Source organism: Vibrio spartinae (assembly GCF_024347135.1).
Lineage (GTDB): Bacteria > Pseudomonadota > Gammaproteobacteria > Enterobacterales > Vibrionaceae > Vibrio > Vibrio spartinae.
Window position 1 is genome coordinate 3,106,852 of sequence record NZ_AP024907.1, and the last position, 23,872, is coordinate 3,130,723.

At 47.2% G+C, this 23,872-nt stretch carries 20 protein-coding genes and 1 other RNA gene; 1 reads left to right on the forward strand and 20 read right to left on the reverse strand.

Going from position 1 to position 23,872, the window contains the following annotated elements:
• Nucleotides 1-76 precede the first annotated feature (76 nt).
• The 13 genes from murC to OCU60_RS13950 form a co-directional block, all read right to left on the reverse strand.
• Nucleotides 77-1,540: a UDP-N-acetylmuramate--L-alanine ligase gene (gene murC, locus OCU60_RS13890; protein ID WP_074371799.1), complete on the reverse strand. Its 1,464-nt coding sequence runs from the start codon at nucleotides 1,538-1,540 to the stop codon at nucleotides 77-79.
• An 11-nt stretch (nucleotides 1,541-1,551) separates the two neighbouring features.
• Entirely contained in the window at nucleotides 1,552-2,616 is a 1,065-nt protein-coding gene (gene murG, locus OCU60_RS13895) for an undecaprenyldiphospho-muramoylpentapeptide beta-N-acetylglucosaminyltransferase (protein ID WP_074371800.1), read from the reverse strand.
• Nucleotides 2,603-3,772, reverse strand: coding sequence for a cell division protein FtsW (gene ftsW, locus OCU60_RS13900; protein WP_074371801.1), 1,170 nt, complete (start codon nucleotides 3,770-3,772; stop codon nucleotides 2,603-2,605). Before ftsW ends, murG begins: the two co-directional genes overlap by 14 nt.
• Nucleotides 3,773-3,814: 42 nt before the next feature.
• Complete coding sequence (gene murD, locus OCU60_RS13905; protein WP_074371802.1) at nucleotides 3,815-5,134, reverse strand: UDP-N-acetylmuramoyl-L-alanine--D-glutamate ligase; 1,320 nt, start codon at nucleotides 5,132-5,134, stop codon at nucleotides 3,815-3,817.
• Between the two features lie 113 nt (nucleotides 5,135-5,247).
• On the reverse strand, nucleotides 5,248-6,330 hold the full coding sequence (gene mraY / locus OCU60_RS13910) for a phospho-N-acetylmuramoyl-pentapeptide-transferase (protein ID WP_074371803.1): 1,083 nt from the start codon (nucleotides 6,328-6,330) through the stop codon (nucleotides 5,248-5,250).
• Nucleotides 6,327-7,688: a UDP-N-acetylmuramoyl-tripeptide--D-alanyl-D-alanine ligase gene (locus OCU60_RS13915; RefSeq protein WP_074371804.1), complete on the reverse strand. Its 1,362-nt coding sequence runs from the start codon at nucleotides 7,686-7,688 to the stop codon at nucleotides 6,327-6,329. The genes mraY and OCU60_RS13915 overlap by 4 nt, the downstream gene beginning before the upstream one ends.
• Nucleotides 7,685-9,178 carry a UDP-N-acetylmuramoyl-L-alanyl-D-glutamate--2,6-diaminopimelate ligase gene (gene murE / locus OCU60_RS13920; protein WP_074371805.1) on the reverse strand — a complete coding sequence of 498 codons (1,494 nt, stop codon included), beginning with the start codon at nucleotides 9,176-9,178 and terminating at the stop codon, nucleotides 7,685-7,687. The genes OCU60_RS13915 and murE overlap by 4 nt, the downstream gene beginning before the upstream one ends.
• Before the next feature lie 9 nt (nucleotides 9,179-9,187).
• Nucleotides 9,188-10,909 (reverse strand): penicillin-binding transpeptidase domain-containing protein, encoded by a 1,722-nt coding sequence (locus OCU60_RS13925; RefSeq protein ID WP_074371806.1) that lies wholly within the window; start codon nucleotides 10,907-10,909, stop codon nucleotides 9,188-9,190.
• Nucleotides 10,906-11,238, reverse strand: coding sequence for a cell division protein FtsL (gene ftsL / locus OCU60_RS13930; protein WP_074371807.1), 333 nt, complete (start codon nucleotides 11,236-11,238; stop codon nucleotides 10,906-10,908). Before ftsL ends, OCU60_RS13925 begins: the two co-directional genes overlap by 4 nt.
• The gene (rsmH, locus tag OCU60_RS13935) at nucleotides 11,235-12,191 is read right to left on the reverse strand and encodes a 16S rRNA (cytosine(1402)-N(4))-methyltransferase RsmH (protein ID WP_074371808.1); all 957 of its coding nucleotides are present in this window, start codon (nucleotides 12,189-12,191) and stop codon (nucleotides 11,235-11,237) included. Before rsmH ends, ftsL begins: the two co-directional genes overlap by 4 nt.
• Nucleotides 12,192-12,420: 229 nt before the next feature.
• Nucleotides 12,421-12,813: RNase P RNA component class A (gene rnpB / locus OCU60_RS13940), an RNA gene on the reverse strand.
• Between the two features lie 194 nt (nucleotides 12,814-13,007).
• The gene (locus OCU60_RS13945; protein ID WP_235862139.1) at nucleotides 13,008-13,637 is read right to left on the reverse strand and encodes an MATE family efflux transporter; all 630 of its coding nucleotides are present in this window, start codon (nucleotides 13,635-13,637) and stop codon (nucleotides 13,008-13,010) included.
• A gap of 11 nt (nucleotides 13,638-13,648) precedes the next feature.
• Nucleotides 13,649-14,377: an MATE family efflux transporter gene (locus tag OCU60_RS13950; protein ID WP_235862140.1), complete on the reverse strand. Its 729-nt coding sequence runs from the start codon at nucleotides 14,375-14,377 to the stop codon at nucleotides 13,649-13,651.
• Between the two features lie 130 nt (nucleotides 14,378-14,507).
• On the opposite strand from OCU60_RS13950, the gene OCU60_RS13955 reads away from it, so the two are divergent.
• Nucleotides 14,508-15,407 (forward strand): LysR family transcriptional regulator, encoded by a 900-nt coding sequence (locus OCU60_RS13955; protein ID WP_074371809.1) that lies wholly within the window; start codon nucleotides 14,508-14,510, stop codon nucleotides 15,405-15,407.
• Nucleotides 15,408-15,523: 116 nt separating this feature from the next.
• Here the strand turns inward: OCU60_RS13955 and OCU60_RS13960 are convergent, their stop codons facing one another.
• The 7 genes from OCU60_RS13960 to OCU60_RS13990 form a co-directional block, all read right to left on the reverse strand.
• The gene (locus OCU60_RS13960) at nucleotides 15,524-17,629 is read right to left on the reverse strand and encodes a methyl-accepting chemotaxis protein (RefSeq protein WP_074371810.1); all 2,106 of its coding nucleotides are present in this window, start codon (nucleotides 17,627-17,629) and stop codon (nucleotides 15,524-15,526) included.
• 326 nt (nucleotides 17,630-17,955) lie between these two features.
• Nucleotides 17,956-19,134, reverse strand: coding sequence for a carboxymuconolactone decarboxylase family protein (locus OCU60_RS13965; protein ID WP_235862142.1), 1,179 nt, complete (start codon nucleotides 19,132-19,134; stop codon nucleotides 17,956-17,958).
• A gap of 33 nt (nucleotides 19,135-19,167) precedes the next feature.
• Nucleotides 19,168-20,781 carry a bifunctional 3-(3-hydroxy-phenyl)propionate/3-hydroxycinnamic acid hydroxylase gene (locus OCU60_RS13970; RefSeq protein WP_074371811.1) on the reverse strand — a complete coding sequence of 538 codons (1,614 nt, stop codon included), beginning with the start codon at nucleotides 20,779-20,781 and terminating at the stop codon, nucleotides 19,168-19,170.
• 12 nt (nucleotides 20,782-20,793) lie between these two features.
• Nucleotides 20,794-21,636, reverse strand: coding sequence for an alpha/beta fold hydrolase (locus OCU60_RS13975; protein WP_205410465.1), 843 nt, complete (start codon nucleotides 21,634-21,636; stop codon nucleotides 20,794-20,796).
• A gap of 42 nt (nucleotides 21,637-21,678) precedes the next feature.
• Nucleotides 21,679-22,281 carry an amino acid synthesis family protein gene (locus OCU60_RS13980; protein ID WP_074371812.1) on the reverse strand — a complete coding sequence of 201 codons (603 nt, stop codon included), beginning with the start codon at nucleotides 22,279-22,281 and terminating at the stop codon, nucleotides 21,679-21,681.
• Between the two features lie 36 nt (nucleotides 22,282-22,317).
• A complete protein-coding gene (locus OCU60_RS13985) occupies nucleotides 22,318-22,776 on the reverse strand; it encodes a VOC family protein (RefSeq protein WP_074371813.1) in 459 nt (152 codons plus the stop codon).
• 53 nt (nucleotides 22,777-22,829) lie between these two features.
• Nucleotides 22,830-23,864, reverse strand: a complete 1,035-nt coding sequence (locus OCU60_RS13990; protein WP_074371814.1) for a VPS10 domain-containing protein — start codon at nucleotides 23,862-23,864, stop codon at nucleotides 22,830-22,832.
• Nucleotides 23,865-23,872 lie beyond the last annotated feature (8 nt).

The following is a 23,872-nucleotide window of genomic DNA, read 5'->3' on the forward strand; positions in this document are numbered from 1 at the left end:
TATCAAATAAAGAAAAACAGAAATTTAGCTCTGATGCCAACTTCCACATTATTTGAAACGGATAAATATTAGTTTTTTATCCTACTTGTTGCATCTTATCGATATTCAACTGCAATGATGCTAATTGTCTCGCTACTTTGCCAATATCACCAGCACCTTGCGTCAACACTAAGTCACCATCTTGTAATACATTGGCGAGAACACTCGGTAACGTTTGACTATCGGGAACAAATATTGGGTCTATTTTGCCACGACTCCGAATCGTGCGGCATAATGAACGCCCATCCGCGCCGGCAATCGGTTTTTCGCCTGCCGGATAAACATCCAGCATAATCAACACATCAACCTGCTCAAGTACATTAGCAAAGTCATCGTATAAGTCTCGGGTGCGACTATAGCGATGCGGTTGAAAAATCATCACTAAGCGTTTTTCAGCCCAACCGCTTCTGGCAGCCTGAATCGTCACATCAACTTCTGTCGGATGATGACCATAGTCATCAACCAGCATCACTTCTCCTCGTCCAGAATCGAATACACCTAAGTGATCAAAGCGGCGACCGGTTCCCTGAGTACTTTCCATCGCTTTCAAAATCGCTTCATCACTAATGTCATCCTCAGTGGCAACAGCAATTGCTGCGGCTGCATTCATCGCATTATGACGGCCGGGAATATTCAAAGTAATCGATAAGTTCTGGCGTTCTTTGCGAACCACGGTAAATTGACCCTGTTGACCACGTTGCTGATAATTTTCGATACGAACATCAGCATCTTGTGAAAAGCCATATGTGACCACATGACGACTCAATTGAGGAATCAGTTCTCGGACGACAGGGTCATCAATGCAGAGGATCGCCTGACCATAAAAAGGCAAATTATGTAAAAACTCGATAAACGTTCGTTTCAGGGTTTCAAAATCGCCTTGATAGGTGTCCATATGATCCGCTTCGATATTGGTCACAATACTAACCATCGGTTGCAGATGTAAGAAAGAGGCATCACTTTCATCGGCTTCAGCGATGAGGATCCGGCTACTCCCCAATCGTGCATTTGTGCCTGCACTTTTGACTAACCCGCCATTGACGAATGTCGGGTCTAACCCGGCTTCGAAATAGATTTGTGTCACTAAAGCGGTCGTCGTCGTTTTTCCATGTGTTCCCGCGACAGCAATCCCATGACGGAAGCGCATCAGTTCAGCCAACATCTCTGCCCGACGCACAATCGGTACACGTCTTTCTCTGGCTTCGACGAGTTCAGGGTTATGCATATCAATGGCAGTCGAAACAACGACAACACTCGCTTTCGCAACATTTGCCGCCTGATGCCCAATGTGAATGATCGCACCTTTCGCCTTTAAACTATCGGTGATCGCATTTGCCGCGATATCGGATCCGGTGATCTGATAGCCTTCATTCAACAGAACTTCAGCGATACCACTCATACCTGCGCCACCAATCCCGACAAAGTGAATACTCTTCACCCGACGCATTTCAGGAACGATTGTTCTAAGCTGGGATAAGTCAGGCGTATAGGTCATTGTCATGAAACTTTCCATTATTCAGTTAAAGAGATGATCGCATTCGCAACGATCTTATCGGCATCAGGTTGCGCTTGTTGTCTGGCTTTCGCAGCCATATCGCGCAATCGGCTTCGATCAAGTTGAGCGATCGCATCAGCCATTTTCTGCGCACTCAGTTGTGGTTGCTCGATCATCATCGCAGCATCTGCTGCAACCAAATGATCAGCATTCAGTGCCTGTTGGCGATCTTTGTGCATAAAGGGAACAAAAATTGCTCCCACACCAGCGGCTGCAATTTCAGAAACCGTTAACGCGCCAGACCGACAAATCAGCAAATCAGCCCATGCATAAGCTTCGGCCACATCATCAATAAATTCTGTCACGCAAACATGTTCAATGTGTTGTTGACGATATTGTTGTTCAACAGACGACTGATTTCCCTTACCGGCCTGATGACGAATTTCAACCGGATGATTCGCCAACAATGCCATCGCATCAGGCATCGTCTGATTCAAAATTCGAGCCCCTTGGCTCCCGCCCATCACTAATATACGAATGGGACCATGGCGATCTTTCATTCTCTGCATCGGCTCAGTCAATCGGGCCACGTCAGTGCGTACCGGGTTACCGACGACATCAGCATCCGGAAACGCTCCGGGAAAAGCCTGAAAAACACGTCGGGCAATGCGAGCAAGCCAACGATTGGTTAAACCTGCAACCGCATTCTGTTCATGTAACACAACCGGAATCCCCAACAGCCATGCTGCAACGCCTCCGGGACCGCTCACATAGCCGCCCATCCCTAACACCACATCAGGTTGCCATTGTTTGATATAAGCTCGGGCCTGAAAAATTGCATTGATAATTTGAAACGGCGCTTTCAATAAGCGCAAAATGCCCTGTCCCCGCAATCCTTTGACTTGGATGAAATCAATCTCAATCTGGTGCTTAGGAACCAATTCTGCTTCCATTCGGTCAGCGGTTCCCAACCAACGAATTTCCCATCCTTGCGCTTGTAGTGCTTTGGCAACGGCAAGTCCGGGGAAAACGTGTCCACCGGTACCACCTGCCATAACCATTAAACGTTTATGTTTGTTCATCTGCGTTCTTTACAACTTCTCTTTCCACATCTGCGAGTCGGCATTCAAAATCAATTCTCAATAAGATTGAAACCGCAACAGACATTACAATTAAGCTCGAACCACCATAACTGATAAGTGGCAGCGTTAACCCCTTGGTCGGAACAATCCCCGCAGCCGCCCCAACATTGACTAATGTCTGAAAGGCAAACCAAATACCAATACCGAAAGCAAGATAACCACCAAACTGTTGCTCATGCTCAAATGCCTTTTTACCGATGAATATCGCTTTCATCACTAACCACATCAGTAACAGCAAGACCAGAACAACCCCGACAAATCCAAGTTCCTCGGCTAAGACAGCAAAGACAAAATCGGTATGCGCCTCAGGTAAATACTCCAGTTTTTGAATCGAATTTCCAAGTCCCTGACCAAACCAGCCACCGCGGCCGAAAGCCATCAGTGATTGTGTCAACTGATAACCACTGCCGAAAGGGTCTTCCCACGGGTCGAGAAACGATGTCACCCGACGAATACGATACGGTTCAGCGATGATCAGTCCGATGACTGAAATCACCCCGGCAACCATCAACGCAATAAACTGTGACAACTTTGCACCGGCAATAAATAGCATGCCGAATAAAGTCACCAACATCACAACGACCGTGCCAAGGTCTGGCTGAAGCAACAGCAAAATGGCCAGACAGGAGAACACCATGATCGGTTTCATGAACCCGCCAAAAAAGGTTTGCCGGACTTCCTCATGCTTTCTGACCAAATAGCCAGACATAAAAATAAACAATGTCAGTTTTGCAACTTCAGCAGGCTGTAGGTTAAACAGTCCCAAAGGAATCCAACGAGATGCACCATTCACCGACTTCCCGGCAATCAGGACAATCACCAACAACACAAATGAGAGCGCTAATAACAATGAGCTGTACTGAAACCAACGATATAACGGTATTTGCAACACAACCGCAGACACAACTAAGGCTAACGCTAAAAAAGTCGCCTGACGAAACATAAAATGAAACGGTTGATCGGTCAGCCGTGAACTCACAGGAAATGATGCCGAAGTCACCATCACCAAACCGATTAACATGAGTCCCAATGCAATCCATACCAATTGTCGATCAAACAACACCTGAGGACTCGGGGTCTTCAGCCATCGGATCATTCTGGCGGTCGCTTTCGATACGAGTGACACAATATCCCTACACTATGCGTACTGGTGCGCTAAATCGGCAAAAGCATCACCTCTTGCCATAAAATTCTTAAACTGATCAAAGCTGGCACAAGCGGGTGAAAGCATCACGATATCCCCTTGTAACAACTGAGGTGCAATATCGGCAACAACATCAGCCATCGTTTCGTACTGTTTCGCTGCGGGGTGTAACGGCATAAACTGCTGACCATCACGACCAAAACAACACAGCCGAACATTCAGGGAATCCAGAGCCGGAGCCAGCGGCGAAAAGTCAGCCCCTTTACCGACACCACCGACCAACAAATACAGTGTCCCTTTTAAAGTCAAACCTGAGAGTGCTGCCAATGTACTGGCAACATTCGTCGCTTTAGAATCATTGACCCATTGAATCCCTCGATTATCTTCAACAACCTGGCAACGATGTGTCAATCCAGTGTAAGACTTGAGTACATCAAGGCCTTTTTCATAGGCAATGCCGGCGTGTTGCAACAATGCCAATACAGTTAAGACATTCGCCAGATTATGTCGTCCGACTAATTTGAGTTGCTCACAGCCAATCACCGGACGTCCATTCACCACCAAATATTCACATTCATCGAGATACTGAAGAGAAAAATCAGCCGCTTGTGAGATAGAAAATGAGACGACTGCTCCAGAAAAAGTATCAGGGAATGTGCATGGGTCATCGCGATTGACAATGGCAGCTTCGGCATGAGTAAAGATCCGCAATTTGGCTTGACGATATCCCTCAATATTCCGATATCGATCCATATGATCTTCAGATAAATTCAAAAATGCCGCAGCTTTCAGCTTGAGATGACTCGTTGTCTCCAATTGAAAACTGGAAAGCTCCAGAACATACAAGTCAACCGACTCATCAATCAAATCCAGTGCCGGAATGCCGATATTACCACCTACAGCAACCCGGAGACCGGCCGCTGCGGCCATTTTTCCGGTTAAATCAGTGACGGTACTCTTACCGTTGGAGCCGGTAATGGCGATGACAGGCTTGTCGATATGCCAGGCAAATAACTCGATGTCACCAACCACGGGCGTTCCCGTCTTGATAACTTGTTGAATGTCTGGCGTCGATAAGGCGATACCGGGATTAATGACGACTAAATCGGCTGCCGCTAGCCATTCACTGCACCAGCCGCCTTGATGACATTCAACACCAGCCGGTAACTCACTCAATCCCGGTGGATTGTCCCGGGTATCAATGACTTTGACAGACAGATTCGGATGATATCTACCCAGATATTTCACAACCGAAAGGCCTGTAATCCCCAATCCAACGACAACGACATTCTTTATATCTTGCCAATCATTCATCTTATACCAGCCATTCCAAGTCGATTCTTAAACGGTCACCCGCCGATAGATAACATCGTCATCCCCAAACCACCATAGCGCTTGCCCTTCAACTCAACTGAAGGAACAAAGCATCAACGGACTTTCAGTGTTGCCAGACCAATCAGAACCAGCACAATTGAAATAATCCAGAAACGCACGATCACACGAGGCTCAGGCCACCCTTTCAACTCATAGTGATGATGGATCGGTGCCATTCTGAAAATACGTTGTCCACGCAATTTATAAGACCCGACCTGTAGGATCACCGAGAGTGTTTCCATGACAAATACTCCGCCCATGATCACCAGAACAAATTCCTGACGAACAAGCACAGCGATGGTTCCCAGTGCACCCCCTAAAGCGAGTGAGCCGACATCTCCCATAAATACTTGTGCAGGGTAAGTATTGAACCATAGAAACCCAAGCCCGGCTCCGACAATAGCGGTACAGACGACCGACAGCTCTGAAGCATAAGCGATATAGGGAATATGGAGATAATTGGCAAAATTCACATTGCCCGTCGCCCAAGAAATCACGCCAAAACCGGCAGCCACTAAAACGGTCGGCATAATCGCCAGACCATCCAGTCCATCCGTTAAATTGACCGCATTACTGGTTCCGACAATGACGAAGTAAGTCAGAACAATATAAAGCATCCCCAATTGTGGCATGACATCTTTAAAGAAAGGCACCACAAGTTCCGTCGCACTGGTATCTTTGCCATGAATATACAAAGCAAATGCGACACATAAAGCAATCAGAGATTGCCAAAAATACTTCCACCGAGCGATCAGACCATCGGTATTTTTGCGTACAACTTTACGATAATCATCAACGAAGCCAATCGCCCCGTAACCGAGTAGAACAAACATCACCGCCCAGACGTAAGGATTGGACAAATCCGTCCACAATAATACCGTAATAAAGATGGATGCGAGAATCATCACCCCGCCCATCGTCGGTGTCCCACGTTTGCTGAAGTGAGATTCAGGTCCGTCATTACGAACGACTTGCCCGATTTGTAGCAATTGGAGTCGCTTAATGAGGAGTGGTCCCATCCAGAGGGAGAGCCCCAGTGCGGTCAAAATACTGAGAATGGCTCTGAATGACAGATATTCAAACAAACGAAAGAAAGAAAAATATGGCTGTAATAATTCTGCAAGCCAAATAATCATGCGTATTTCTCCTTGAGAGCAGCAACTATCTTACCCATGCCAGCACTATGCGCACCTTTGACGAGTAAGACATGCTCTTGATTTTGATCATTATCGAGTTGCCGCTCGATATACTCCATCATGTGTTGATGTGAAGAAAAGTGTACGCCTTGACACACCTCACTGATAACTTTGGCATCTTCGCCATATGTCAGCACATAATCAAACCCAAAGGGTGCTGCATGTTCACCGACTTGACGGTGAAGTGCAAGACTTTCATCGCCGAGTTCAGCCATATTCCCTAACACAAGCCATCGCACCGCTGAGAATGTTGCCAGAAGATCAATGGCAGATTTTACAGCTGGCACACTGGCATTATAGCTATCATCAATCAGACAAATTTGGGAGGTCAGCATCGACACATCCACGCGCCCCGGCACATTTTCCGCGTTTTCTAATCCATTTTTTATTTCATCTAACGTGGCACCAGCAGCCGTTGCCAATGCAGCCGCAGCCAGTGCATTGGTAATATTATGTTCACCGATAATATTTAATTGCACATCTCGCTGACCTTGAGGTGCAATCAGAGTAAAGCTTGGACGGGCAGACGCATCCAGACGAATGGATTGTGCATAGAAATCAGCAGACGTCTGTTGTTGTGAAAAAGTCACAACGTGCTTATCAGCGAGAACCTTGTCCCACAAGGCATTCCCCTGACTATCGAGGTTAATGACCGCTGTCGCTCCGGGAGCCAGTCCTTCAAAGATCTCCCCTTTGGCAACCTTGACTCCCTCTAAAGACCCAAAACCTTCTAAGTGAGATGCAGCAACATTATTGACCAATGCCGCATCCGGTCTGACTAATCGAGTCGTATAAGCAATTTCTCCGACATGATTCGCCCCCAGCTCAATAATAGCAAAATCATCTTCCGGGCAGGATCGGAGTAATGTCAGAGGTACGCCGATTTCATTGTTGAAATTCCCTTGTGTATACAGCACCCGCCCTTTTTGGGCTAAAATCTCTGCAACCATTTCTTTCACGGTCGTCTTACCACAGCTTCCCGTAATTGCGACGGTTTTCGTCTGACACTGCTGATGAACCCACGCAGCAACTGTGCCTAAAGCCTGGCGGGTATCGCGCACAACAATCTGAGGCACATTCACTTTCAATGCCCGACTCACCAGTAATGCCTGAGCGCCTTGCTCGATAGCTTGAGCGGCAAAATAATGAGCATCAAAACGTTCACCGACCAAGGCAATGAACAATGCTCCCTTGTCAATATGGCGGGTATCCGTCGAAATTGCGTGAATATAAACATCGTCGCCAATCAACTCTGCTTCAAGAACGTTTGCCAATTGTGATAAGGAAACCTGAATCATGCCGTTAACTCCAACAGTCTTGTTGCCGTCTCTCGATCAGAGTAGTGGTGAATCCCTTCAATAGTAATCTGATAGTCTTCATGCCCTTTGCCTGCGAGCAAGATAATATCGTTCTCATCTGCATGGGATAGCGCGTATTCTGTCGCTTTTTGCCGTTGATGCTCGATATGTATATCCGCCGGAGACTGTAAGCCTTGCAACATATCCTGAATAATCAGTTGAGCCGCTTCACTGCGTGGATTGTCATCCGTCAGAACCACATGATCAGCCAGTCGCTCCGCAATGGCAGCCATCAACGGACGCTTACCGCGATCTCGATCACCACCACAGCCGAAGATAGCCCACAGTTTGCCGTGACAATGAACCCTCAGAGCAGAAAGAGCCTTTTCCAGGGCATCGGGGGTATGCGCATAATCAACGACTATTTTCGCGCGTCCCGCTTTCTGGAATAACTCCATACGCCCAACGACAGGCGCTAAATGCCCGGCTGTCGCGACTAAATCATCTTTATCAAATCCAAGCGCCAGCATCGTCGTAAACGTCAATAATACGTTACTGGCGTTAAAAGCCCCGATTAAAGGTACCGAAAAACTGCCGCTTCCCCATGAACCATCAAAAGACAGGTGAATGCCATCTTCACGATAGTCGATATCCGTCGCCCAAACACCAAGTTGAGTCGGTGGTCGCTCCGACAAAGAGACCCCGATCGCTTCATCCAATTCATCACACCATGACCGACCAATCGGATCATCGACGTTTATTACGGCTCGCTGGCACTGATGCGTACAGAATAATAACTTCTTCGCTTGCGCATAACTTTCCATATCACCATGATAATCAAGGTGATCACGACTTAAGTTGGAGAACACTCCCACATCAAAAGATAACGCTTTCACTCGCCCTTGAACCAGACCGTGGGATGAGACTTCCATCGCTGTATAGTTCGCCCCCTGATTCACCAAAGCGGATAATGTTTCCTGAATTTCAATCGCGCTACCGGTTGTGTTGCCAACGGGTTGTAACTGTTCAAGAAACCCATTTCCGGTCGTGCCCATCACGGCACACTGATTGCCCAATAAATTCAACCATTGGGCAATCAATTGAGAAATCGTTGTTTTACCGTTTGTTCCGGTGATTCCCACCAATGAGTGATGTTGACTCGGATGATGATACAGTCGCCCGGCTAATTCAGACAGATGTGCATTCAGTTCATCCAGATAGATGATCGGCACTGAAGCATGAGATTCGATGGTGCCGTGTTGTTTGTGTGAATCAGACTGCGCAATCACCAAATTGGCGCCCGCTGTAACCGCTGCATCAATAAACGCCCGCCCATCGATTTGATGGCCGATGACGGCAACAAAAGTATCACCGGAGTGAATCTGACGACTATCGAGTACCAGCCGGTGAATCGCGATATCAGCATATGTGGTTGCCTCTAATTGAAGCCAAGGAGAAATCAATTCCGCAATCGAGATACTGTCACACATACACGTTCCTTATTTACTTCGGGGCTGGTTATCATCGGGAGCAATATTCATAATCTGAAGTGCTCCTTTCATTATTTCGGCAAAAACAGGCGCGGCAACCGAGCCGCCGTAATATTCATCGCCCTGAGGCTCATTGACCACCACAACCAAAGCCAAACGAGGATCACTTACCGGAGCAATCCCAGAGGTAATCGTGACATACTCATCACTATATCCCCCTTTGGTTGCTTTCCGTGAGGTTCCCGTTTTTGCCGCAATCCGATATCCGGGAATCGCAGCTTTCGTCGCAGTTCCTCCGGGTTGAGTCACCGTTTCCATATATCCCAGCACTAACTTTGCGGTATCATGGTCAATCACCTGCTTCGACATGTCCTGCTGGTTATTCTCGATAATATGCAACGGTTGATAAACGCCATAATTTCCCAGCGTGGCATAAGCATGAACCAGTTGAATCGGAGTAACAGAAATGCCATATCCGAATGCTAAAGTCGCAATCTCGAATTTGGACCATCGAGTCCGGTTCGGGAAGATCCCCACGGATTCCCCAACCAAATTCAATCCGGATAACTCTCCTAAGCCGACGGAACCATATACCCCCAATAACGACTGAATCGGCATCCGTAAAGCCAATTTTGCGACCCCAATATTACTCGATTTTTGGAGAATTTTTTGTAGGTTGGCTTTTCCGACCCGAGACACATCCCGAACACGGCTGCCACCAATGCGGAACACACCGTTCTTGGTATCAATCACTGTATCTGGATCAGCAACACCATTCTCTAGTGCAGCAATCTCGGTGAAAGGTTTAATGGTAGAGCCCGGTTCCATGGCATCGGTCAGAACTCGGTTTCTCATGCGAAAGGTTTGGAGATCTGAACGATTATTCGGGTTATACGATGGCGCATTGACCATGGCCAGAATGGCACCACTTTTCACATCGACAATCACAGCTGATGCCGATGTTGCCCGGTGATCCGCCTTCGCTTGCTTCACTGCCCGATAAGCGATGGCCTGAATCCGTTGATCAATCGTGAGTTGTAACGGTTTTCCTTCCTGCTTGGCTTCCAAAGCAATATTCTCAACCACCCGCCCATAGCGGTCTTTACGAATCACCTGCTTGCCAGCTTCACCGCTGAGCCAGTTGTCATAACTTTTTTCTACCCCTTCTAATCCGTGACCATCAATCCCGGTGACACCAATTAAGTGAGCACTAACTTCACCAGAAGGATAATACCGTCGGGATTCAGATTTCAGGCCGACACCTTTTAATTTCAATTCACGGATGTATTTTGCCATCGGTGGATTCACCTGACGCTGCAAGTAGATAAATCGACGACTTTTATTGTCAGTAATTTTATCAATCAAAGCCTGCCGATCGAGTCCCAGCACATCGGCTAAAGCGTACCATCGGTTCCGCTCATCCAATTCATGATATTTAAAAATGGTTGCGGGGTCAGCCCATACGGCATCGACAGGGACACTCACAGCCAACGGTTCTCCGTTTCGATCGGAGATGATCCCTCGTGCTGATGGGATTGTTTTCGCGCGAATTGAGCGCAAGTCTCCTTGATACACCAAGTTATCAGGCTCAATGACTTGAATATAAGCGGTACGCCCAACCAGAATAGCGAAGGCCGAAAAAACAAAGAATAAGATGATATAGAAGCGCCAACGGATGAAAACATGGCTTTGAGAAGGCTGCTTTTGGGGAGAGGGCTCTATCTTTTTCATTTCAGAGGAACTACCACTTCCTTGTCTGCATCGGGACGAATCATATTCAGGTCTTTCTGTGCCAGATCCTGAACTCGACTGTTATCTGAAAGCGCAGTTTCTTCCAATAACAAGTTACGCCATTCACTATCTAAGCGCTCTCGTTCAACCATCTCATGTTCTCTGGCTGTGATAGCGAGCCGAGCTTGATGGGTCGTAAATACGATTCCCATCGCTGTAACAAACATAATGAAAAGCAAAAACAGCGCTAAACGACCCGCGGTGAATAGGTCGGTCAAAATCAATCGAACCAAATTCGGACTGAGTTGGCTGTTTTTTGTCTGTGTCATGCCAGTTTTTCCGCAATCCGGAGCACTGAACTTCTGGAGCGGGTATTCTGTGCGACTTCTTGTTCAGAAGGTTTGATAGCCTTACCAATCGTCTTCAGACTAGCACTGCCCAACGCCTGAATCTGAGCATCCGTTAAGGGAAGTCCATGAGGAACTTCAGGCCCTTTGCTTTCTTTACGCATAAAGTGCTTCACCATACGATCTTCTAACGAATGGAAGCTAATCACGGATAAACGACCTTGCGGCGCAAGGATCGATAACGCACCTTTTAGTGCACAATCAATCTCTTCTAGTTCACTATTGATATAAATCCGAAACGCCTGAAAAGCGCGCGTTGCCGGATGTTTCTTCTCTTTATAATTTTTCGGCACGACATCGGCAATCAGTTGAGCCAGTTGCCGGGTCCGCAATAACGGTTCATTTTCTTCATCATTGCGATAACTGATAATTGCTTTGGCAATTCTGCGGGCATAACGATCTTCACCAAATTCACGAATGACCCAAGTGATATCATCTAAATCCGCCTCATCCAGCCACTGAGAAACCGGCATACCGGATGTCGGATCCATGCGCATATCGAGCGGACCGTCTTTTAAAAAGCTGAATCCGCGATCAGCGTCATCCAACTGCGGTGAAGAGACGCCTAAATCAAGCAAAACACCGTCCACTTTACCGTTCAAACCATATTCCCCGGCATAATCAGCAATGGCGGAAAACGGGCCATGAATGATTGTAAAACGGGGGTCATCGATCTGTCGGGCGACGTCAATCGCCTGTGGATCACGATCGATACTGTAGAGTTTTCCTTGTGGCCCTAATTTGGACAAAATCGTACGCGAATGCCCACCCCGACCAAATGTGCCATCGATGTAGGTACCGTCCGGTTTGATATCCAGTCCCCGGATTGATTCATCCAATAGGACGGAAATATGCTGAAATGCTGTTTGCGTCATTCGTTCTCTCGTAAAACCTATGCAAGTAACCATCCCATATGCAACAGACACAAGGGCCGAATACGTTCAACTTGCTCAGAACACTATGGTAGTAGAATGCCTGAAACACTGCTACCGTCTTCCCGAATACCAGACGTGATATTGCGCCAAGTTTAAACGATCTGGGACAGATAACGTCAATATAAAGCAAAAAACCCATCATGACTGAATATCATGATGGGTCAAGAATAGCCGGAGTTAACCTATAAGCCGGGTTCTGTTCCGTTTTGCAACGGTAGTAGCCATTCCTCTAGGCCAGCAATCACTCACTGGCTCAAGCAACCTACCCGCTCCCAGACGCGAGCCACGCCATATGAGAGCCTATTTGGTCTTGCTCCGGGTGGAGTTTACCTTGCTACGAACTGTTGCCAGTCGCACGGTGCGCTCTTACCGCACCCTTTCACCCTTACCTGACCACAAGGGTCATCGGCGGTCTTCTCTCTGCTGCACTTGTCGTAGGCTTGCGCCTCCCAGGCGTTACCTGGCACCCTGCTCTATGGAGCCCGGACTTTCCTCCCCTCTATCAGTCTCCCCCAGAAAAACCAAGGGACATCAATAAAGCAGCGGCTACCCAGTCAACTCCGAGCGCGAATTGTATAGAGAAAGGGGAACGCTGTCTACCGATGAAAAAGCGACTGGTTATTTTTCCATCCAACGTCAACACAATTCGACCGCATCAATCCAAATGCTCTGGTCCCCACTGAATCAAGCGTGTTTTTCTTCAGAGCATCAATTGCAGCCACGCGCGGTGTTTCTTATTTATACACCTAACACCGATTAGCTAAAATTTGTCAGTGTCATCACTTGAGCATTCTCGCTACGGTACAATCTCATCAAGCCTTTTAAGTTCATGAATAACAGAGGCAAAACAATCGCGGTAAAGGCGATGTTCGATAACGGTACTGCCAGCCACACGCCCTCAATGCCAAAAAACCTTGGTAAGATAAGCAAGAATGGTAGTTGCACCACCATATTCCCGACAGAGACAAATAAGGCCTGACCGCTCTTTCCCACCGCAACAAAGTAAATAGAGGCCATAAACAAGAAGCCATCTAAAAACAACGCCATCAAATGCAAACGAATGCCGACCTTGGTAGCCTCAATCAAGGGTTCATTAACATTTGCAAAAAAGCTGGCGAAAAATTCAGGAAAAAGGTTCAGCACAATCACCACCACAATCCCTGAACCAACGGTCACCGAAAATGCCAACTTGACGGTTTGGATAATTCGTTGGTACTGCTTCGCACCAAGGTAATAACTCACCGGTGGCTGCAAGCCACTGACCAACCCTTCGGCAAAAAAATAGTAACAACTGGCTAAATAGCCCACGATAGCAAACGCCGCTAATTGAGTGGTGTCACCGTAGTCGATAAATAATCGATTATGCAGTGCGATAATAAAACTCATGTAGATAAACATCACCAAGTTCGACGCCCCAAGCTGTATAATCCGTTTGGCAATGTTTTTATCAAACTGACGGAGCGATAAAACGGTTTTTGCTTTAGACGAGGTGAAATACTGACACACGTGGCAAGCTGAGCAATCAAGGTGGCCACCGCTGCCCCTTTTAAACCCATTCCTAACGTCCCTAAAAAGATATAATCCAAGACAATATTCAATAATGCCCCGACCACAATAAAGAGAGTCGCCATGTTCGGACTATCATCATTTCGTACTAACATGGGCATGGCACTGGCACCAATGGAAATCAATGCCCCATAAGACATGATCTCAACATACTGCCAACTGAGCATCAGGGTGTTGCCCGTGGCGCCTTGCAGATGCAGGCTACTTTTCCCCAAGGCCGTAAACACCAAAGAGGCCAATAAACCAATACCAACAACCAAAAACAAAGCGGTCACCAGCGTCGATCGCGTTGCTGAATCATTATTCTCGCCGCGATATTGGGACAATACACTACCGCCGCCCATCCCGATAAGCAGACCAAAGCCCATGATTAGGCCCAATAATGGCATCGCCATATTGATTCCGGCCAATCCTTCACTGCCGACATAATGCCCGACAAAGAAACCATCGATGATCTGGTACAAACCACTCACCAGCATGGCGACAATAGAAGGAATCGCAAAGCGCCAAAAGGCCTGTGCGACCGATTTGGGTGGTTGAGTTGGTGTCACGGTTGGCATTTTGCCTCTCCCATTGCATCGATATGGAAGAATGATATAACAAATTGAGATACAATAAAGTTAGCTACTATCTGCTTATAGGATAGGTCGAACCACATTCCATCTGCAAATCATGCTATTGGAGAACGACATGAACTGGACCCTTGACCAACTGCTTGCTTTTGTAACTGCCGCCGAATCAGGCTCTTTTTCTGCCGCTGCAAGAAAGCTTAATAAAGCACAATCACGCATCAGCAGTGCGATTTCCAATTTAGAACTTGATTTAGGCTTTGAGCTGTTTGATCGCAGTTCTAAGTACCCGGTACTTACCTCACTAGGAGAAGAAATACTGCCTGAAGCTCAAGCCGTTCTAAACCAATGCTTACGCTTGGAATCAAGGGCCTTAACGGCCGCACGTCAGGAGCCGATTTCATTACGCATTGCCATAGACGAAGCGCTTCCCTTAGAAACTATCCATACCATTTTTCCCCAATTCGGCGATATGTTCCCCAACACTCACTTGGTCATCACCAATGGTTCCCAAGATGATATCGCCGTTGCCATTGCCCATCACAATGCGGATATTGGCCTCATGCTCAGTAACAATCAATTGCCCGCTAAATTACAATTACATCCGCTTGGCTATTTAAAACAGGTTCTCATTGTTGGAAAACAGCACCCTCTGGCCAGTAAAGACATACTAAGTTTGGCGCAATTACAGCAGTATCGACAATTCGTCTTATGCAACCGCTCAGGAGAAAATCGGGAACACGCTTTAAGTCCAGATCATTGGGATATAGACAGTTATTATTTAATTTGTGAGTTGGTCACGCAGAATCAAGGATGGGCCATCGTGCCTGAGCACATTGCCAGCGACCAGTCGTTTTCGCAGAACATCAAAATCGCCAGAAGTGACGTGTTATCGGATCGCTTTATTGAAGTAGGCATTGTCACGCTCATCCAAAGCCCTCGCTCTAAGCTCACGGATTGGATTATTGATAAAATGCGTCAGTTAATGGCAAACCGCCCGAATGAAAGAGCAACACCATGACACCGTGATACGCTTATACATGGGTAAAGCTCTAAATAGATAAAAATCTAAATGGATAAAACGTGATATTCTTATGAAGAATATCACGCTTACGTAAGCCAGCGATGAACCGCTGATTATTTCACTTTCAACAGAGACAAAATGGCGGAGAGTTCTGCTACAGCCTTAGAACTATTCGTATTGCTACTTTCCAACTCACTTACTGTTTCTTTCAGCTTGGCAGAAGATTCATGAATCCCAACCAAACTTCGAGTAATACTCTCAGCCACATTCGATTGCTGCTCTGCTGCTGAGGCAACTTGGATCGTATTATCCGAAATACCGGCAACTCTTTCGTTCACAACGCCTAATTTATCGGCATTTTCAATCGAAGAGGCCACCGTTCGCTGAGCACTGTCCTGGCTCTGCACAATCAACTCGACAGCCGATTGAACATCCTGCTGCAAGTCTTTAATCAGTTTATCGACTTCTTCTGTTGACTCCTGAGTCCGTGCCGCCAAGTTACGCACTTCATCAGCCACCACAGCGAAACCTCGGCCTTGTTCACCTGCCCGGGCGGCTTCAATGGCTGCATTCAGTGCCAATAGATTGGTTTGTTCGGCAATGGCCCGAATCGTATCCAAAATACTGTAAATAGAATCACTGCGTTGGGACACTTGCGCAATTTGATTGCTGGCATCGTTTAACTGATCAGCAAGACCTTCGACCATCTGTCGATTTGATTGAACCAGCTCAAACGACTCAGTCAGGTACTGGCTAATTTCCGTTGCAGCTTCGCCATTATGCCGGGCCAAGTTCGCCACTTCTGTTGCCGAGCTGGACATTTCCGTCACAGCAGAGACCACAGAATCTATCTGTTCCGCCTGCAACATCGTGGACTGATGGGCTGTCGCTGTCTCCTTGGTAAACTCATCATTCGTCGTGGCAACCACATCCCGTTGCTGAATCAGGCGAATAATCATGTCCTGCAATTTGCCCGCAAACTGATTAAATCCTCGCGCCAACAACATGAGTTCTAAATGTTTTTGCGAATCCAAACGCTGAGTTAAATCTCCATCTTCTGATGCCAACGTTTCCATGCGTAAAGCAATACTACGTAGCGGTGACGTCACCGTATTGACGACTAAAAAGACCAGCACAAGCCCAGCCAATAAAAGCCCGACGGACAAACTCACAAACAAGGTGATTGAGCTTTGTGTTTTATCGCCCAATTGACCGGATATTTTCGTCACCGGTGCCAGTAACACCGAGGTTGGAACAGAGACATAAATTTTCCAGACATTGGGGGCTGTATTGATGGTTAGGTTACCGCTGTATATCCACTGTTTAGCACCTTCGTTCAGCCCTGATTTTTGATTCGCAAAGGAGAGCCCCTGCTTATTAATGTTTTTACCGATGGCATCAGGCAGCTCACTGGAGCCCACGACCACACCTTTATCACTGACAATGGTGATCTCACCGGCCCCATCAAATAAAGTACTGCTGATTTGCTCTAGCTTTTTTTGAATCTCAGACAAATTGATATCCGCCCCAACCATGCCGACAAATTTGCCATCTGCCATAACAGGTGCCGAATAGGTGGTCATCAATACTTTTTGACCACTTGTCAGTTCAAATAAATAAGGGTCTAACAGACATGCTTTTTTCGTGTCCATAGGACACAAATACCATTCAGATACCCGAACGCCATTTTCATCCCGCTTCTGAACATATTTCAGGTCAGGCTGCCCCGCACTATAAATATAATGACCGTTATCGTCTTTTAACCAATAGGTGTCTAATGTACCGACAGAGGAGGTATGGTCTCCTGTTCCCATCGACGCTTGGTCTTTTCCATCGTAACCATTCGGTTCAAATTGCGCATACAGTGCATTCATATTCGGTGAGCTTTTGAGTAAAGACAGGGTCATCTCTTTGACTTTTTGACGCGTCAAAGGCGTCCCATCATTATTCACTGCCGTATCCGTTAAAATTTTAGAAAAGCTTGAGACAATCGCAGCAGTATCTCCAAGGTAATTAGACACTTGGGCACGAACTTCATTGGCTGCTGATTCTAATAAAAGACCGGCTTGATCTTCTTGGTATAGTTTTAATTCATTGGCAGAAAAGTCACTCAAAGAACGAATTGAGTGAGCAGATAGATAAATAAGTATACCAATAAGACAAGTAAAGAAGACGCCGGTTATCACAACCAATTTTATTCTGATACTGAATTTAGACATAAAGATACCTCAGGTCATACTGAATATACTTTCCACACCCGATGTAAGTAAGAAAACATACCCTTAGATTTAAGTAGCACCCAAAACAGCATCGAACTAAAAACAGGGTGCGCCCTTATAAAGATTAGTATTGTTTTTATATAAATCACTTTATCGGTTTTTGTGACAAGACACATCAATTTCTATTGAAAAAAGGCAAGGTAACTCACTGGCGAAAAAAGCAATCAATGATGATCGCTTCATACCACTCACCGCATTTCTGTTATGTCTTTGATGGTAAGGTACCTGTTGATTATCTTGGTGATGAAAAGAAGACCGTTATCGCATTAGGCAAGGTCTGGTGCATCTAAATCCAAGCCCATTTCCTTTAGTACAGCGCCCGCTGTGCGAAAAGCATCAATCGACGCCGGTACACCGCAGTAAATCGCCACTTGTAATAAAACTTCACGAATCTCTGCGACCGTGACGCCATTGTTCACGGCACCTCGCACATGCAAGGCCAATTCATGAGGACGATTCAGCGCGGAGATCATCGCCAAGTTAATCAGACTGCGCTCTCGCTTGGCTAAGCCTTCCCGCTGCCAAACTTCGCCCCAGCAATACTCAGTGACCAACTGCTGAAGCGGTCGTGTAAATTGGGTCGCATTATTGATTGAGCTGTCAACGTATTCTTCACCTAACACTGCCTTACGGGTGGCAAGGCCTTTATCAAATTTATCTGTCATCGCGTTACCTATAAATGACTTATATTGAAGTTCTATCGTCTGATCGAGTAGTCGGAGACGATAGGTCTGTCCCGATATCATATCAACAGGCTTGGTCAAAGAGCCGCTCAAAAAATGCTGTCCGGCACGCACTTCGCCAAAAATAGTCAATATGCCTCGTATCATGCGCACGATTGACCCTAGCGGCCCAGCCAAAACATTCTCCGCAGAGCCGGCTTCACTGGTGCCCTCGGCGGTTTCCAATAGACAGGAACAACCTGACTGTTCAAGCACATTGGCATCAAACGGAACCATATTGCCAACCTGATAAAAACCCGCTGCGGCGTTGTCGGACACAAAGTGACTAATATCAAATTTCCAGCCCTGAAGACGACAATCTGCGACTTCAATCGCAGGCGCCATCCACGCAATGGCTGCCAATATTTCGTCGTCAGAAACATGATTTCCAGCGAGATCGTTCCCTAAAACAAATACCATTTCAGATTCAATTTTCGGGGCAATGACTTGCGCCTGCATGAGCTCACCGCACAGTCTATTGGCGGCAAACAGGGGCGCATAAATCGGCTCTTGCAAGGAAAAACGGTCTAAAGCTGGCTGACTGGACAACGCGACTTTCCAGCCGGTTAATTCATTACCTGCTTGTTGATTCAGGCGAATAAAGGCTTTCTGTACCTGATAGCCAAATGCAATATCTTGTTTGGAAAGCGCGTCGATTAAAGGGATAGCAATACATTTACGACGCGCTTCCATCAATACCTTAGCAACTTGCTCTTCTAACACGAGACTCTCCTACTTCGGGTGACCATGTCGCAATTATTTGGCTGCGAGTTTGGCCCGCAATTCATCTAACACTTCGTTGAGACGTTTTGGTGAGGTTAAGGCTGCCACAAAACGGTCTGGGCGAATCACCACGATTTTATCCCGCGCCTGACTAAACCAATCGGCTAAGCGGTTCTCTAAATCCTCAACACTACAACAGCCAGATGCGGTCAAACGTTCGTCATAGCTGAATCCACTCCGCGAGGGATTGACCTGCACATATTGGGTCTGCATATCATTCCAGAACGCTTTATTTTCATCCGACATAAAGTCCGTCGGATTCATGCGATAGCCGACAATGGAGAACCAATCGCCCAATACGGTATCGAACTTCTCTTTGTTGCCTGTCACCGTTTCTATATTTGGCTGGATAAAGAGTTTACCCACGAGGCTATCCTCATAGATTTCCTCACTCTCGTGATACACAATGCCCTTGATAATGTGCGCTTTGGGCTTGAATTTGAACTCCACCAAATGCTCGCGCAGGCTGTCCACCGAGTCCGTTGCCTTGAACATCCAGTCACGAATACCCGCCATAATCGGATTCGTCATGCCCAATACCGCGCCCATGTTGTCAGCCAAGCCAACCAGATCCGTTGCATGACCACGACGTTCATCATCATAGGTTTGCAAAATGCTGGGGGAAGCCAAGCCTTTCACCACTGCGGCAACTTTCCAGCCGATGTTCGCCACATCGCGAATACCGGAGTTCAGACCCTGACCAGCCCAAGGGGGCGTGATATGGGCGGCATCACCACACAGTAAAACACGACCTTTAACGAACGTATCTGCAACACGGGAATTATGGGTATAAGCACGAATACGCACGATATCCAGATCATCCACTTTGTCACCGATATGGCGACGAATCAGGCCGCGAATTACCTCTTCCTGGCAAATATCTTCTTCTTTCTCATGCGGGAACAACATGAATTCCCAACGACGATGTTGATAAGGCAGATAAATACAAACGAAAGGTCTCACCGGATCGCCATGTAAGGCAGTAAAAGGCGCATCCAACGTGTCATTCGCCGCATCCACCACCACCCATTTTGCCGGGTGAGTCAGACCGGTGAAGCCCACGTTTAATTGCTTACGAATCTCTGAACGACCGCCATCGGCAGCAATCACATAGCCGGCTTCCAGACAGTACTCTTCACCGGATGGGTCGGTGATTTCCAACATCACTTGATCGCTTTTGTCGTGGATACCGGTCATCGTATGACCCAAACGCAGATCCACCGAGTCAAAACGCTTCAAGCCATCACGCAGGGTCACTTCCAATAACTGCTGCATAAACATATTACGCATCGGCCAGCCATACTGGGCAGCGGTGGGTTTGACTTCCGCAAAACACACACCACGGGCGTTGTAATAGCGCAGTGGTACATTACTGATCATGTCTTTGACCGCCGTATCAGCCAGCCCGACACCTTGTAAAACACGCAAAGCTTCATCATCCATCCCCACGGCTCTTGGGTATGGCAGAATCTCTTCTGAGGTTTCAATCAACACCGTATTGATATGATACAGCCCCATATAATTGGCTAAGGTCACACCATTTGGCCCACCGCCAACAATCACGACATCTGCTTTTTGTGTTTTCATCCCTCAAGACCTCTAATCTGTAAGAACTGTTTGCATGAAACGCACCACCGCCTCATTAAATTTTTCTGGTTGATCGTCGTGGACATAATGACTGGCATGCTCAATTTGCACCGCCTGAACCCGCTCACTCGATGCAACAATTTCCGCCACGGTTTGACTGGATAAAAAGTCGGAATGGCTGCCTTTAATCAATAAAGTCGGACAAGCGATAGCCCGGAACGCAGGCCATAAATCCATCGGTTCAATGGTTAAGCGTGCCTCCGCAATGCCCTGCTGATCGTGTTTCCATGTTATTTTTCCGTCCACTTCACGGAATGAGTAAGTCAAGCGTGCTTGCAAGGCTTGCTCGGTTAAATTCGGGCGCGAACCTGTCCAAAAATCTTGCGCAGCTTGCCAAGAATCAAAGCTTAACGGTGTATTGCTCATTTCCCGACGAATCCGTTCTGCCCCTTCCCCTTGTTTGGAAGAACCGGGACCAATGTCTTCAATCACCATCGCCATCACTCGTTCTGGATACTGCCGTGCAAACTCAGCCACGTTCTGACCACCTAATGAATGGCCAATCAAGACAAAACGTTGCAACCCCAAATGATCGATGAACCGGGCTAGGTCTTGTACGTAAGTTTGTGCGTGATAATCCTTGGTCGGCCCCCAGTCGCTGTCACCGCGTCCCCGTTGATCCAGGGCAAAAAAGGTAAAACCGTTTCCCATCGCATCAACGAGGTCTTGCCAGGTTTGCGCAAAACCGCGTAGCCCGTGCAACATCACCACCGGTACGTTGCCATCGCCCCATTGGAGGTAATGCAACTGAAGTCCATCACTGGTGAAAAAATGGCTGCTACTCGACATTGTCATGGCTATTACCTCTACAAAAATGATCGCTATAAAAAATGACCGCTAAATAAGGCCATTTTCTCCTTTAACATCTGCTGCTTGTAGGCCACCTAAACGTGCATGCAAGCGACCACGAGTCGCAAAGGACCAAATGATCAAAATCTCATCGTTACGAGGTGCATCATTAAAAGACACTGCAATCGAGTCATAATGAGAACGGACATAGAGCGCGTTTTTATGGGCTAACGGCACATCAATAATGGTGCCGGGTGCACCGACTTTACCGGTAGAAGGCACCCAGGACTTCCCCCCACCGACAGCATCGCGGACAGGGTTTGCCGCAGGATTGGTCAAAAATGCATTGCCATGTTCATACTCACCAAAGGCGCCCACCAGAACGGCTTTACCATAGCTCACGATCTCGTTATCGCCCGCCAGCGCTTGAATGCGGTGACCAAACTCTTTCCCCAACTCGGGTGAATTTTCCACTAAGACAGACAAATCTTCAGCGTAAGTATTCGCCAATGGATTATGAATTGCTGCTGCAATGACGTATTTTTTAACGGGCTCACCATCGGCCAGTTTGCCAGTTTCATTGGCCAGGGTTTCTTCGTAATGGTAGAACCACTTACGAATATGATATGAACTGAAGTTTGCTTCTTTCATGGTTTGAAATCCTTAGTACATCGGTACAAAAGTACATCAGTCAAAAATAGGGTCGAGTTTGATCGGACGACTCGGGGCATGCGCATGTTTAAAGCGATACTTGCCGAGCTCATCATCGTGTTCTGTCTCAAGGAAAAACTCTAAGCGGTTGCCGTCCGGGTCTTCAAAATACAGCCCAATCCCCACCTCATGATCCGTGGTTTTGACAATCGGAACCTTTTTCGTCAATAACATGCCATACAGTCGGCGTAAGGTCGTTAAGTCACCATCAATCTCCATACCATAATGCTGAAGACCGATGATGCCTTTGCTCGCCCCTTCCGGCGCTTTAATCAACGCAATATCATGGTGCTTGTCACCAAAACTCATCATCACCCACTCGTCACCATTGCTGGCATTTTTCTCCATCGATAACACATCTGCATACCAATCTGCGGAGGCAACGGGGTCGGATACAAATAAAGAGATATGAGTACGATTGATTTTCACCTTCATCTTCATCACCTATGTTTATGTGATCACTCGCGACTATGTGTTGTGATCACCGACTATTTCTTGATTACAGAGGCATGAGCAGCCTCAATAACGGCTTCTGCTGGTGTCCAGAGTACATCTGATATTTCACTGAACTCACGCCATTCCTTTTTCCAGGACAATCCCGCTTTCTCACTGGTAAACAAATGTCCGTATTTGGTGCCGGCAACCATTTGGTCCGGGTTTGCAGGGTTCACATGAATCCCCCAGACACACGAGTTTGGCTGCTGTGGCAAAGGTAATAGTTGCCAGGTTGCAGCGGCATCGTGAGAAACATAAACCTGACTGGTCGTCCCCGGTGTCCCATCTGACACACTTAAATAAATCGTACTTTCCGTCCCCATTGGCACGGCAGTGGAACGCGCGTAGTACAACCCAAAGGCTTCCTTGGCAATCACACCTTCCCATGTTTCTCCATCGTCAAAACTGCGATATACGGCATTGACACATACTGCGACCACCACCTTTTTACCGTGATTCGGGAGTACCTGAATGGTATGGATGTCGGAGTTGAAGTCCCATAACAAACGATCATCAACCCGTTCCCACGTATCGCCACCATTTTCACTTTTAAACAACCCGCCTTCTTCTAAGCCAAACCAGACTTTATTGGAATCGGTCGGGTCAAATGCAAAGGCCAATAGCCGCGGTTTGCTTACGCCGGCACAAAACTCAGGAATCTCAACCGGTGCACGATCCCACGTTTCACCGGCGTCTTTAGTGCGCCACAGTACCGCGCGAGACGGTGCCCCCGTGCCCACAAAAAGACGCTTTGAATCATTCGGGTCGACCGCCACTTTCCACACGGTTTCACCATTAAAAGGGGAATCAATACGTGTCCATTTCGTGCCCGCATCTTTACTGACACACAAGCCCGTATCCGTACCAATATATAAGGTACTTGGATTCTCCGGATCCACATCCAGAGAACGGGTGACCGCATCAAATTCAATGTCCTGACCTAAACCAAGACGATGCCATGTTTGACCATTATCGGCACTTTTCACCACGCCTTGGCCAACTGTCGATACTAAAATCGTGCCACTCATACTGCCTC